We start from the raw sequence: 13378 nt of genomic DNA on the forward strand, positions 1-13378 counted from the left end.
CCTTTATTTACTTCTTTTCTGCAGCAACATCATGGTTTCAATATGTGAAGTCTGTGGGAACATCTCCATCAAACCTACTTTTACCACTTGATAGCCATGCGCTACAAGATACTCTGCGTCTCTTGCTAAAGTGGATGCGTTGCAAGAAACGTACAAGATTTGTCCTGGTGATATTTTAACTAGGTTATCTAAGAACTCAAAAGCCCCAGCTCGTGGGGGATCAAGTAACACCTTAGTGACCCCTAGTTTTGCAAATTGTCGTTTTGCTGGCTGACTTAAATCCGCAGCAATAAAATCAATATTTTCTAAATCATTACATTGGGCATTCGCTTGAGCCGCCGCCACCATGCTTGGCTGCACCTCTACACCAATCACTTTTTTAGCATGCAATGCCATGGGTAAAGAAAAATTTCCAACGCCACAAAATAAGTCTAACACCACATCGTCTTCGTTAGGTTGCAGCCAACTAATTGCTTGATGAATCATTTTCTCGTTCATCCGCGCATTTACCTGAATAAAGTCTTGCGGGTGATACGTCAGCGTCTGCTTGCCTAGGTCATAATGGCGCATCTTTTCTTGAGCAAGCGTCACTCTGCTTTCTTCTGGTGCTTGCCAATAGAGCTCAACTCCTAAAGTTTTTGCCCAGTCACTCCAACGGGCTTGAGTAGACTCAGTAATAGGTCGCGTTAAGCGAAACAACACGGAAGCACCACGGGTGTCTTCAAGTAGTTCGACATGGCCCACAGCAGTGGCCATGTCGTCATCAAGAATGGTGTGTTTTAGACTTTTATAGATGTCTTGCAAACGCTCGGTAAGTACCAAGCAATTGCTGATTTCGACAATATCTTTGGAAGATTTTTGACGAAAGCCTAGTAAGGCTTTGCCCGATTTAACCTGCAAGGCTAAGCGTGCACGTCGTCGATAACCAAAAGCCTGATCGGTCAATGGCTCAATGGGCTGCTCACTCACCTTACGTAACTGTCGTTGCAACCAATCGGTTTTCGCGAGTAATTGTTGGTCTTGAGTAAGATGTTGGAAGCTGCAACCACCACACTCTGCAAAATGCTGACAAGTGGGCGTCATACGGTAAGGACTTGGGCTAACAATATTGACTAGGTTGGCTTCGTCAAAGTTACGTCCCGCTTTAGAAACCCTAGCCTCAACGGTTTCCCCCGGCAAAGCACCGCCAATAAAGGTTACCTTACCTTGCTGTCGGGCAACGCCTTTCGCTTCGTGCGTTAAGCCTTCTACCTCAAATTGCTGTATAGGCCCAAGGTTTGTCTTTGCTGCCGAGCGGCGGGATGGCATTCTCTTTCTCAAGGGGATCTCTCAATACTCAATAACGAATTGTAAAGTGCTATTCTAGCGTATCTAGATTTGATTCCATACCAGATACAAAAATCAAAACACTCTAAATTCGTCACTTAGCTGGATTTGCCTTGAGTGTCGCACACCCTCACCGCTGCTGAATCTATTTCTACCTTCAGGAAAAAACACCCGTGGACAAGTAGCGGTCGCCACGATCACAGACAATGGCAACAATCACGGCATTTTCCAATTGTTTGGACAGCTCCATCGCGGCATACACGGCCCCACCTGAAGACACGCCACAGAAAATACCCTCTTCTTTAGCCAACCTTCGCATAGTGACTTCGGCATTTTCTTGGGCCACATCCATCACAGTGTCCACGCGTTTTTCATCGAAAATAGAAGGCAGGTAAGCTTTTGGCCAGCGTCGGATGCCAGGAATACTGGCCCCTTCCTGTGGCTGCAGACCAACGATTTGTACCTCTGGGTTTTGCTCTTTAAGGTACTGGGAAACCCCCATGATAGTACCAGTAGTCCCCATAGAACTTACAAAGTGGGTCACGCTGCCTTGGGTTTGCTGCCAGATTTCCGGCCCTGTGGTCAGATAATGCGCATTAGGGTTATCTTGGTTTGCAAATTGGTTCAGCACAATACCCACCCCTTGCTCTTGCATCTCAAGGGCTAGATCACGAGCGCGCTCCATACCTTCTTCTTTCGTTACCAAGTGCAAGATCGCACCGTAGGCGGACATCGCCGATTTACGCTCTTGGCTCATGTTATCTGGCATGATGAGATGCATCTTGTAGCCTTTTATGGCCGCGGCCATAGCAAGCGCAATCCCAGTATTACCACTGGTTGCTTCGATCAGGCTATCACCCGGTTTGATGTCACCACGCAACTCAGCTTGTAAGATCATATTTAACGCAGGTCGATCTTTCACAGAACCTGCTGGATTCTGCCCCTCAAGCTTTAATAAAACTTCGTTGGAACTGTTTGGGTTGATTCGCTGGAGTCGAACCAAGGGAGTTTGTCCAATGATGGACTCTATACTAGGATATTGAATCATAAAAACTTCATTGACATTAATGTCGTAGGGATTGAAAATTAACATTCTCGCTTATTTAAAAGCACTTTACCGCAACAATATAATAAGAAAGCGTTATAAACTTAGTTTATATTCCTATTTACGGAGACCAAAATGCGCGCGTTTGGCACTTTAGCATTACTACTATGTACACTATCTTTAGCGGCTTGTGATTTTTTTGCGGGTCCATCTGCCGACATCCCAGATAATGAGCTAAGACAAAAGTGGCGTGAGTGTAAGTATTTATCTAACCCTTCTCGCACCAAAGCACTAGCGTGTGAGAATTATGAGAGAGAATGTGACCGTCGTAAAGGGAAAGGCAATTTCGCTTGTTATTAATTTCACCTCTGGTTTCATCCTACTATGAAGCTATTTGGATTTATTAATCTCCTATCCTTAAGACACAAACTCTTTTGGCTGCTATTTGCCCCCATTTTAATCATCTCCTTATTGAGTAGTCTGAGCTTTCTGACTACTCGCTATCATGACCTTAATACTAACCTGCTCGAACGCGCCAATAACATTGCCCAACAGGTCGCTTTGAGCAGCGAATATGCCATTGTCTTTACCGATACCAATATGATGTATCGCATCATGCAAAGTGCGTTAAGGTATGATGAAGTTGACAGCATACAGCTTTTTAACAACCACCAAGAAGTCATCGCAGAGCTTGGCAGCACTCATATCAAAACAAAAATTGAGATACCAAGCACACCTAACACTTTGATTTATGAAGACTTCCTACTAAACTTCACCCCTATTTTTTACAGCAACAACAGTCTAGACAGTATTTTTAATAGCCAACCAGAAACCCTTAACAGCAATGACCAACACAACATCATTGGCTGGGTACGCATTGAAATCAGTAAGAGTGAAATCAGACTGCAAATGTATCGATACATTGCGATACTTGCCTTTCTAACCATACTGATTGGCTCTGGACTCATTCTGTTAGCTTGGCGCCTTTCCCAGTATTTCACACAGCCTATTGATAAACTTTCTAGCATTCTGGATCAGATCGTCAAAGGCAATTTTTCGAATGCCAAGCTGCTGTCAATGCCACCCCAATACAAGGAAATACAAAACAATATCCTAGAACTTGCGGAGCGTTTAGAAAGCCATCAAGAAGAGTTACTTTCAGGGATTGAGCAATCCACTGAAGATATCCGACGCAGTATGGATAGCATGGAAGAAAAAAGTGCCCAGCTACATATCGCCAATAAAGAAGCGATGGAATCCAATCGTTTAAAATCTCAATTCCTTGCCAATATAAGCCATGAAGTACGTACGCCATTAAGTGCGATACTGGGCTATACCAAGATACTGCAAAGCAGCAATACAGACACACAACAGCGTCTATACCTAGAGACCATTGAGCAATCTACCAATAGCCTACTGGCCATTATTGGCGACATTCTCGATTTTTCAAAAATCGAAGCAGGCAAATTGAATTTTGAAAACAACCACTTCAATCTAAAAGAGCTGGTTGATGAAGTTTACCAAACTCTCAGCGCCAGTTTACTGACTCGAGATAAGCAGATCGATTTGGTTCCAGACTTTCAGGCCAACGTTCCAGACTGGGTGATTGGCGACAGCATTCGGGTACGACAGATACTCACCAACCTCATAGGGAATGCTATAAAGTTTACTCACCACGGCTATGTGCAAACGAAAGTGGAAGTGCTGTCCCAAAACAACGACGAACTCGTCCTCAGCTTTCAAGTAATCGACACGGGTATCGGCATTCCAGAAGAAAAAATCAACAATCTGTTCAAGCCATTTTCTCAAGTAGACACCAGCACCACACGAAAATTTGGCGGAACAGGCTTAGGCCTAGTCATCACTAAGAAGCTAGTTGAGCAAATGCATGGCAGTATCGGCATTAAAAGCGACCAAATCAGCGGCTCCAATTTTCACTTTACCCTAAAACTAAAACCTTCAAGAAACACACCCGCTAAACGAGAAAGTTTAAATCTAAATATTCTAATGCTGGAACCCAGCAAGAGTTATCAAGATTACCTTTCCAACTATCTTGATTCGATTCGTGTTAACTGCACCAGCTTTAATCAGATTGAACCCATTATCAATCGTTTAAATAAACAACAAGAAAAAGTTGATGCTTTACTGATCAACATAACCCCTAATGATCATGAAAGCATTCAAGACGCAAAGGAACTGGTGCATTTTGCCAAGAGCACTTTTGATATTCCTAGTATCTTAATGATTCAAAATCCAGAAGAACTGGCTCGCCATCCTGGCCTGAAGCAGATCAGCCAAAGCATTTTGCTAAAACCTATTAGCCACAACCGCCTGTATAAGGCGCTCGATAATATAAAATACCCCGCCAGCACACAGCCTGTTGAAAGCAAAAGAACCCTGCCCACTAAGCTGCAGCACCTTAATATTCTGGCGGTGGATGATATGGCGATTAACTTACAGCTTTTCAATCATTGGTTGTCTGGCAACAACCTCAATGTTTCTCTCGCTTATAGCGGCATGGAGGCCATACAAATGGCCAAAACCACCCAATACGACATCATCTTCATGGACATTCAAATGCCTGAAAAAAATGGCATGGAGACCACCCAAGAGATTCGTCAGATTGAGACCTACAAAAACACCCCAATTATCGCGTTAACAGCTCATGCACTAGGGTCGGAACAACAGCAAATACTTGCCAGTGGTATGAACGCCTACTTAACCAAACCGGTGGATGAAGAAATCCTCCTTAACACCATAGAAGAATGGTGTGATAGCAAAGGCGGATACTTAGAGCAGGTAGACGAGAAACTGGTCAATATTTTTGATTTGAAAAAAGCGTTGGGCATGGTCAATGGTAGGGTCGACATTGCCAAGGATATGTTTGAAATGCTGGCCAATACTCTCGATGACGAGCAAAAGCTGCTGCAACATCATCTAGCCAATCAGGACACAGAAAAGCTAATAGAAGTGGTGCACAGGATTCATGGGGCATCCAAGTACACGGGCACCATAAATATCGCACGCCATGCAGGCTTTTTGGAAACCCATCTAAAAGAGCTTGGTTTAGAGGATGTTGACGGTGTCTTTGAGGATTTTATCGACGCCATTCAAGAGTTGCTAGACAACCAAAAACTTATTCCTTGGCCTCAAGAATAACAAATGCCTGAGCGTATTTTTGCTCATCTGTGAGGGTTAGATGCCAATTAACCTTACCTTCAAACCTCTGCTCAATACTGTCATCGACGGATAGCATAGGTTGCCCTGACGCTAGATTACTCACTTCAAAGTGCTGGAAACTCACCCCTCGTCCGATTCCTGTTCCTAAAGCCTTTACTGCCGCTTCTTTAGCCGCAAAGCGCTTAGCCACAAATGCATCCGCTTTGGATTTATGCGTCATGCTTAGCCACTGCTGCTTTTCATTGGCTGTTAGAATACGGCCAACAAAACGCTCACCAAGACGCTCAATAGAGCTGGCTATCCGTGCGATTTCCACTAAATCTGTACCTATACCTATAATCAAAACATCTCTCTCTATTTAGACACTGAGCATCAATAACGAAAAATCGGCACACCAAACAAACGCTCTCCTTGATAGGCTTGCTTAGGCAATAGTTTACGAGCCGCTACAGGCTTGCCGTTCAATAACCCATCTATCCAGTGGCGATGTAGCTCTTTGGCTAGATTCAATACAGCTTTGTTCATCCATTCTCCCTGGTGATAAGCCTGTGCCAAACGCCCCTCAACAAACAAAACAGGCAGAACCTTGGGTTGCTCACCATAGTAAGGACGTAAACCAAACCGCTGATCAAATTGATACAGGGTATCTTCTTGAACCTCTTGGCCACGACCTGTGGTTGATAAGTTAATGGCCATTCCCAACTCATCAAACAAGCCCATTTCAAAACGTCTTAGCAAGGGCGCAATCGGTGCCCCTGATGCCAAGCTATCAATGAGCCATTGGTACAAGGAGTAGATGTTCGGTAAGGGTAAATTCAGCGGCAGAAGTTTCGCAATCAACTCATGACTATACAAGGCTGCGTATAAAGGTAAACCTTCGAGCACTTTCCCCGCTTTGAGGGATTCCAACTGTCGGATAGTTTTTAAATCCGTGCGACCCGAACACTCAATGTCATAGCATAAAAAAGGCCCAGGAATCACCCGAGCCTCTTTTTTTGCTAACCGCCATACACCTCGAATCAAACCTTGATCCTGAGTGAGCAGATCTAGCAGCACCTTTTCATCTTGAAAAGCGCGAGTATGAATAACGTACGCCAAGGCGCGCATCAAGCTTATTCTTCTTGATAACCTAGACTGGCTAAAGCACGCTCATCATCGGACCAACCGGAGCGAATTTTAATCCATAGATTAAGCATAACCTTCTGCTGGAAAAGTTCTTCCATATCTATGCGTGCTTCTTTACCAATCAGTTTAATTTTCTCGCCACGATCACCAATAATGATGCGTTTCTGGCCATTTCGCTCAACCAAAATAAGCGCACTGATGTGAATAACCGAGCCTTCGTAAACAAACTCTTCAATCTGTACAGCCACTTCGTAAGGCACTTCTTGACCTAACTGACGAGTGATCTTCTCACGTACAATTTCCGCGGCCAAAAAACGCGAACTGCGGTTAGTAATCTGATCTTCAGGGTAGAAAGGCATCCCTTCTGGAATATAGCCCGTCACCAGTCGTTCTAAGCGGTCGAGGTTTTTGTTGCGTAATGCCGAAATAGGCACCACTTGAGCAAACTCCATACGCTCAGCTAAATTCGCTAATCTTGGTAATAGGCTATCTTGCTGTTCTAACTGATCGACTTTGTTGACCACCAAGATAACCGGACAGGAAGCGTATTTAACCTTCTGTAATACGGACTCATCTTCTTCCGTCCAACGGTCTGCGTCCACCACGAATAACACTACATCCACGTCTTTCAATGCCGCGGAAGCGGTTTTATTCATAAAGCGGTTTATGGCTTTTGTCTCACCAAGGTGCAATCCAGGTGTATCCACATAGATCGCCTGCACCTGCCCCTCGGTTTTAACCCCTAAAATTTGATCGCGGGTCGTTTGTGGTTTTCTGGACGTTATGGATAACTTTTGGCCCAAAATATGGTTAAGCAGCGTGGATTTGCCGACATTGGGTCGACCAACTATGGCCACATAACCACAGTGAGTAATTTCTTCCTCAGACATCTTTTTGTTCCAATAGTTTTAGCGCTTTCGCAGCGGCATTTTGCTCGGCAATACGACGGCTGTTACCCTTGCCCTGAATAGCCTCATCACTCAACTCAATTTGGCAATGAACATAAAAAGTTTGATCATGAGGCTCACCTTGAATGTCTACGACTTCATAATTCGGCAACGCGTATTTACGACCTTGCAAATATTCCTGCAAGCGAGTTTTCGCATCTTTCGTCACCACTTTCAAGGACGTCGCATCCAGTCGAGATTTATACCAATCCAGAATATGAGTACGGCAAGTGTCCATACCGGCATCTAAATAGATAGCGCCGATAATGCCTTCCACGGAATCCGCTAAGATAGAGTCACGGCGGAAGCCTCCGCTTTTCAACTCGCCAGCACCCAATTTAAGGAAATCACCTAGCTTAAATTCTCGGGCCAATTCGGCCAGTGTGTCGCCTTTTACTAAAGACGCACGCAATCGACTCAGCTCACCTTCCTTGGCTTTCGGGAAGCGATGGAATAGATCTTCTGCGATCACATAATTAAGAATCGAGTCACCTAGAAACTCTAAACGCTCGTTATTTTTGCCGCCGAAGCTACGGTGTGTCAGTGCGAGCTCCAATAGGCCTAGGTCGGCAAAATAATAACCTATGCGGCGACACAATTTTTGATACAGTGAACTCAAAATTACTCCAAAAAATCTTTATTCAATCAGACCATTATTTTTAAAACTTGGAACGCTTAACAACTCATTCCAGTGTAGCCACACGTAAAAGGCACGGCCTTTCATATTGGCTTTCGGTACAAAACCCCAAACACGACTATCTGAACTGTTATCGCGATTATCACCCATCACAAAATACGAGTCTTCTGGTACAACCCAGTCACCTTCAAGCGGATTCTGGTAGTAAGAATTGTAGACTTCGTGATTTTTACCTCCCAAGTTTTCCACAAAAACCCGTACCGGCTCTTTGTTAGGATTTAGGGAAGTGGATAGCTCCGCCACTAAATTCGTCGCTAAAACCTGCCCGTTGATGGACAAGGTCTTATTATGATAACTGATCTTATCCCCTGGCAAACCCACCATGCGCTTAATATAGTTCAAGCTTGGATCACGAGGGTATTTGAACACCACGACATCACCATGTTTTGGCTCATTGGTTGGAATCAGGGTCGTATTTAAAACAGGCAACCTTACGCCATACTCAAACTTATTCACCAAAATGAAATCGCCGATTTCTAAAGTGGGCAACATGGAGCCAGATGGAATTTGAAACGGTTCCACCACAAACGAGCGTAAACCAAAGATAACCGCCACAATCACAAAGTAAGATTTTACTTCCGTGACCAGCTTAGGGGTTTGTGCAAGCGTTTGCTTAGTGTCTTTGCTGATCGCCTGACGTGCTTCTGGTGTCATTTCTGCCAGCACTAACTTGCGCTTTGGCAGATAAACGATGCGGTCATACAACCAAACTGCACCGGTCACAAAAAAAGCAATCGCTAAAATCAGCTCAAAATCAAAACCCATTACATCTCTCCATCGCTGCGTGATGTCATCACGCTGGGGTAACTGTTAATGCTTAATTATCTATTTGTAACGCCGCTAAGAAAGCAGATTGTGGCACTTCAACGTTACCAACTTGCTTCATACGTTTCTTACCTTCTTTCTGTTTCTGCAACAGTTTTTTCTTACGGCTAACATCACCGCCGTAACACTTAGCGATAACGTTTTTACGTAGTGCTTTTACTGTGGTACGCGAGATAACCTTCGCACCCACCGCCCCTTGAATCGCCACGTCAAACATTTGGCGAGGAATCAGATCTTTCATTTTTTCACACAAAGCACGGCCTTTAAATTGCACGTTATCCTTATGCATTATCAACGCCAGCGCATCAACACGCTCACCATTGATAAGAATGTCCAAACGGCATAGCGGTGCAGGGCTAAAGTGACTGAAGCTGTAATCAAGAGACGCAAAGCCACGGCTACAAGACTTCAATTTATCAAAGAAGTCCATTACCACTTCATTCATTGGCAGTTCATAGCGTAGCTGTACTTGCTGTCCTACGTATTGCATGTCTTTTTGCATGCCACGTTTTTCAACACACAAGGTAATAACGTTACCAAGGTACTCTTGTGGCACAAGAATATTCGCTTCCACAATAGGCTCGCGCATTTCTTTGATGGTACCAGGATCAGGCATTTTAGATGGGCTATCAACATTGATAACGTCACCGTTATTCAGCTCCACTTCAAACACTACTGTTGGGGCTGTGGTGATCAAATCCAGATCATATTCACGCTCTAATCGCTCTTGGATGATCTCCATGTGCAGCATACCTAAAAAGCCACAGCGGAAACCAAAGCCTAGGGCGTCGGAGCTTTCTGGTTCGAAGAACAAGGAGGCATCATTTAGCGTCAGCTTATCTAGCGCAACACGGAAGTCTTCGTAGTCGTCGGAGCTAACTGGGAACAAACCCGCATAAACCTGTGGCTTAACTTTTTGGAAACCCGCAAGTTGTTCAACGTCCGGCGTCGAAGCGTGCGTGATGGTGTCACCCACTGGCGCCCCATGGATGTCTTTAATACCGGCCACAACATAGCCCACTTCACCGGCTTTCAAGACGCCAGTCTCTTTACGTTTTGGTGTAAAGATACCAGCCATGTCGACAGGGTGAACTTGCTTGGTCGATTTAATGAAGATTTTATCTTTCTTACGCAAAGTACCTTGCTTGATACGTACTAAGGAAACAACGCCCAAGTAGTTATCAAACCATGAGTCGATAATCAGTGCTTGCAGTGGTGCATCCACATCCCCTTCTGGTGGTGGGATGGTAGCAACTAAACGCTCTAGTACATCGTCTACACCCATGCCAGTTTTCGCAGAACAGGTGACCGCGTCCATGGCATCAATACCGATAATTTCTTCGATCTCTTCACACACACGCTCAGGCTCGGCTTGCGGCAAATCAATTTTGTTCAGCACAGGCATAACTTCTAAGCCTTGCTCGATCGCTGTGTAACAGTTAGCGACTGATTGAGCCTCCACGCCTTGTGCGGCATCTACTACCAAAAGGGCCCCTTCACACGCAGCAAGAGAACGAGAGACTTCGTAAGAGAAATCCACGTGCCCAGGGGTGTCGATGAAGTTTAGCTGATAAGTTTGACCATCTTTGGCATGGTAATCCAAAGTCACACTCTGGGCCTTGATGGTGATACCACGCTCACGTTCTATGTCCATAGAATCAAGTACTTGGGCGGACATTTCACGCTCACTCAAACCTTCACAAGTTTGGATGAAGCGGTCAGCCAAGGTAGATTTACCATGGTCGATATGGGCGATGATACTGAAATTACGTATGTGCTTAAGATTATTAGAAGACACTATTTACTCACACTTTAAAAGCGATATTAGGCTCAGTAATGGTTAACGGTTATGGTGATAGGCAAGGCTAGTTGCCACTTCAACATAGGTGCAAAACATTTGTTGCTGCCCTGTGGTTTATGACGCCACTCGTTAACAATTTCTGAGGATAGAAATGGCGAGCATTCTACCGAAATTCCCGTCAGGACTCCATTCATTTAGAGTGCTTAGGCAGGAGTTTTTAACACCACACTCAGTCATCTTGTTGCCTAGGCCTATTCACAGATGATTAAGCTTTGTTTTGAAGAATACGCTCAACCGTATCAACCGTTGCTTGAGTATGGGCATCAATCTCTAGATTCACCCGACTGCCCGTTACCAAATTCACAAAATTGGTCAATCTTAGGGTTTCAGGGATCAAGGAAACCTCCAACCAGTCTGGGCCAATATTACTGATGGTTAAACTGGCGCCATTCAGGCCAACATAGCCTTTATCGAAAAGGTAGCGTCTTGCATCGACTTCTTGCTGACGGTCAGTCGTAAAACGAATGTGGACACTCTCATCGATCTGTTCAACGCCGACCACGCTAACTGTGGTCATAATATGACCAGACATTAGGTGACCACCAATCTCATCACCAATGCGTGCCGCTCGCTCAAAATTCACTTTCGAACCAACAGTAAGCTCGCCAATGTTAGTCAGCGCTAGGGTCGTATCAATCACATCGAAAGTTAATTGGTCTGTGGATATTTCTGCAACGGTCAAACACACACCATTAATGGCGACACTTGCACCCAACTGCTGACCTTGCATACTGGCTTCTGGGAATTGTATTTGTAAACGTTTATTGCGACCCACTTTTTCTACCAGAGCGACTTCTCCGACACCCTGAACTATTCCTGTAAACATATAATTTCTAAACCTCGTAGGGGAAATAAACTGAAATTGACACCATATACGCATCACTGGGGAAGAATTAAACACTAATAGTAAAAGCTACGCCACCTCTAGCTTATAGAGACTTATCATTCACTCACCAATAGGGTTATCCACAGGTTGAGGGGATAACCTGTCATACAGGGGGTACTCGGGAGATAGCTACGAGTCATTATTCACCCAGAAACAAAAAGCCCGTTTAAAACAAAGTTTTAAACGGGCTTAGAGAAGAGTTAAGAAAGTATCAGTTATACAATTTTTCGATCATCTCTTGTGTCACTAGGGTAATACCATCTTCATTTCGATAAAAACGCTCTGCATCCTGCTGAGCATCCTCCCCTATGATGGTGCCTTCAGGTAAACGGCAATCCGAATCCAAAACAACTTTTGTAAGGCGACAGTTACGGCCAATATCACACCTTGGCAAGATCACTGAGCGATTAACGTGAGAGTAAGAGTTCACCCTAACATTGTTAAAGAGGATGGACTTTTCAACTGTAGACCCAGACACAATACAGCCCGCCGATACAACAGAGTTTAATGCCGTCCCCATACGCTCCTCATAATTGTAATTAAACTTAGCCGCTGGGCGCTGGTAATGGGCGGTACGTATTGGCCAATCTTCATCGTATAAATCTAGTTCTGGCACTAAGCGGGTTAAATCCATATTAGATTCCCAGTAGGCCGTTAAAGTACCTACATCACGCCAATATGGGTGTGAGTAGCTTTCATTTTTTATCACGCTTCGGGAAAAGTGATGCGCCTTGATGGTACTTCTACCCACAAAGAAAGGAATTAAATCTTTACCGAAATCATGGCTGGAATCTTTGTCCCCAGCATCCGAGCGAAGCTTTTCACATAAGAATTTCGTATTGAAAATGTAGATCCCCATGCTCGCCAAAGAGACGTCTGGGTTACCCGGCATAGTTGGAGGATTGGAAGGTTTTTCCTCGAAAGCAATGATATTGTCGCTTTCATCGACATGCATAATACCAAACTGATTCGCCTCATTAACCGGCACTTCAATACAAGCCACCGATACATCTGCACCGCTCTCAATATGCTCTTTGAGCATGATGCTATAGTCTTGCTTATAAACATGATCACCCGCGAGAATCAAAATATATTCGCTATCTAGGCCATCAATCATACTTAAGTTTTGATAAACAGCATCCGCGGTACCTTGATACCAATCCCCTCCAGTCTGTTGTTGGGCAGGCCAGAGCTCAATAAATTCATTAAAATCTGAACGAAGAAAGTTCCAACCTCTTTGTACATGCTGATTCAATGTGTGAGAACGATATTGAGTTAATACCGCTATGCGGCGCATACCCGAATTTACACAATTAGAAAGTGGAAAATCGATAATTTTATACTTGCCAGCAATCGGCACGGCAGGCTTTGATCGATTATCCGTCAATTGTTTCAGCCTAGAGCCTCGACCACCCGCCAAGATAATAGACAGGGTTTTCATACACGCCGTATTTAAATCCATATTAATTCCCTTACACTAAAGACT

The 13378-nt window shown here is 44.4% G+C and carries 12 protein-coding genes; 2 read left to right on the forward strand and 10 right to left on the reverse strand.

The window, feature by feature from the left end; translation table 11 throughout:
• Positions 1-3: 3 nt before the first annotated feature.
• Both rlmD and cysM read right to left on the reverse strand, forming a co-directional pair.
• Complete coding sequence (gene rlmD, locus ACUM5Y_RS13260; protein WP_445977358.1) at positions 4-1308, reverse strand: 23S rRNA (uracil(1939)-C(5))-methyltransferase RlmD; 1305 nt, start codon at positions 1306-1308, stop codon at positions 4-6.
• Positions 1309-1483: 175 nt separating this feature from the next.
• Positions 1484-2374 carry a cysteine synthase CysM gene (cysM, locus tag ACUM5Y_RS13265; RefSeq protein ID WP_445977359.1) on the reverse strand — a complete coding sequence of 297 codons (891 nt, stop codon included), beginning with the start codon at positions 2372-2374 and terminating at the stop codon, positions 1484-1486.
• A gap of 132 nt (positions 2375-2506) precedes the next feature.
• Here cysM and ACUM5Y_RS13270 point away from each other — a divergent pair, with 132 nt between their 5' ends.
• On the forward strand, positions 2507-2731 hold the full coding sequence (locus ACUM5Y_RS13270) for a hypothetical protein (RefSeq protein WP_445977360.1): 225 nt from the start codon (positions 2507-2509) through the stop codon (positions 2729-2731).
• 24 nt (positions 2732-2755) lie between these two features.
• Complete coding sequence (locus ACUM5Y_RS13275) at positions 2756-5530, forward strand: response regulator (protein ID WP_445977361.1); 2775 nt, start codon at positions 2756-2758, stop codon at positions 5528-5530.
• On the opposite strand, the gene acpS is transcribed toward ACUM5Y_RS13275, so the two are convergent.
• The 8 genes from acpS to glgC form a co-directional block, all read right to left on the reverse strand.
• Positions 5508-5894, reverse strand: a complete 387-nt coding sequence (gene acpS, locus ACUM5Y_RS13280; RefSeq protein WP_445977362.1) for a holo-ACP synthase — start codon at positions 5892-5894, stop codon at positions 5508-5510. The genes ACUM5Y_RS13275 and acpS overlap by 23 nt on opposite strands.
• 29 nt (positions 5895-5923) lie before the next feature.
• Positions 5924-6658 (reverse strand): DNA repair protein RecO, encoded by a 735-nt coding sequence (gene recO / locus ACUM5Y_RS13285; protein WP_445977363.1) that lies wholly within the window; start codon positions 6656-6658, stop codon positions 5924-5926.
• 5 nt (positions 6659-6663) lie between these two features.
• Entirely contained in the window at positions 6664-7566 is a 903-nt protein-coding gene (era, locus tag ACUM5Y_RS13290; protein ID WP_445977364.1) for a GTPase Era, read from the reverse strand.
• Complete coding sequence (gene rnc / locus ACUM5Y_RS13295; RefSeq protein WP_445977365.1) at positions 7559-8242, reverse strand: ribonuclease III; 684 nt, start codon at positions 8240-8242, stop codon at positions 7559-7561. The genes era and rnc overlap by 8 nt, the downstream gene beginning before the upstream one ends.
• A gap of 18 nt (positions 8243-8260) precedes the next feature.
• Positions 8261-9085 (reverse strand): signal peptidase I, encoded by an 825-nt coding sequence (gene lepB, locus ACUM5Y_RS13300; protein ID WP_445977366.1) that lies wholly within the window; start codon positions 9083-9085, stop codon positions 8261-8263.
• A 52-nt stretch (positions 9086-9137) separates the two neighbouring features.
• Complete coding sequence (gene lepA / locus ACUM5Y_RS13305) at positions 9138-10943, reverse strand: translation elongation factor 4 (RefSeq protein WP_445977367.1); 1806 nt, start codon at positions 10941-10943, stop codon at positions 9138-9140.
• Positions 10944-11211: 268 nt separating this feature from the next.
• Positions 11212-11832, reverse strand: coding sequence for a riboflavin synthase subunit alpha (locus ACUM5Y_RS13310; RefSeq protein WP_445977368.1), 621 nt, complete (start codon positions 11830-11832; stop codon positions 11212-11214).
• A gap of 271 nt (positions 11833-12103) precedes the next feature.
• Entirely contained in the window at positions 12104-13354 is a 1251-nt protein-coding gene (gene glgC / locus ACUM5Y_RS13315) for a glucose-1-phosphate adenylyltransferase (protein WP_445977369.1), read from the reverse strand.
• Positions 13355-13378 lie beyond the last annotated feature (24 nt).

The sequence above is a fragment of the Marinomonas dokdonensis genome (genome assembly GCF_052747885.1).

What these genes read in the sequence shown, in the direction of transcription:
- rlmD (WP_445977358.1), bottom strand. Translation starts at nt 1,308, where the DNA reads ATGCCATCCCGCCGCTCGGCAGCAAAGACAAACCTTGGGCCTATACAG.
- cysM (WP_445977359.1), bottom strand. Translation starts at nt 2,374, where the DNA reads ATGATTCAATATCCTAGTATAGAGTCCATCATTGGACAAACTCCCTTG.
- ACUM5Y_RS13270 (WP_445977360.1), top strand. Translation starts at nt 2,507, where the DNA reads ATGCGCGCGTTTGGCACTTTAGCATTACTACTATGTACACTATCTTTA.
- ACUM5Y_RS13275 (WP_445977361.1), top strand. Translation starts at nt 2,756, where the DNA reads ATGAAGCTATTTGGATTTATTAATCTCCTATCCTTAAGACACAAACTC.
- recO (WP_445977363.1), bottom strand. Translation starts at nt 6,658, where the DNA reads ATGCGCGCCTTGGCGTACGTTATTCATACTCGCGCTTTTCAAGATGAA.
- era (WP_445977364.1), bottom strand. Translation starts at nt 7,566, where the DNA reads ATGTCTGAGGAAGAAATTACTCACTGTGGTTATGTGGCCATAGTTGGT.
- lepB (WP_445977366.1), bottom strand. Translation starts at nt 9,085, where the DNA reads ATGGGTTTTGATTTTGAGCTGATTTTAGCGATTGCTTTTTTTGTGACC.
- ACUM5Y_RS13310 (WP_445977368.1), bottom strand. Translation starts at nt 11,832, where the DNA reads ATGTTTACAGGAATAGTTCAGGGTGTCGGAGAAGTCGCTCTGGTAGAA.
- glgC (WP_445977369.1), bottom strand. Translation starts at nt 13,354, where the DNA reads ATGGATTTAAATACGGCGTGTATGAAAACCCTGTCTATTATCTTGGCG.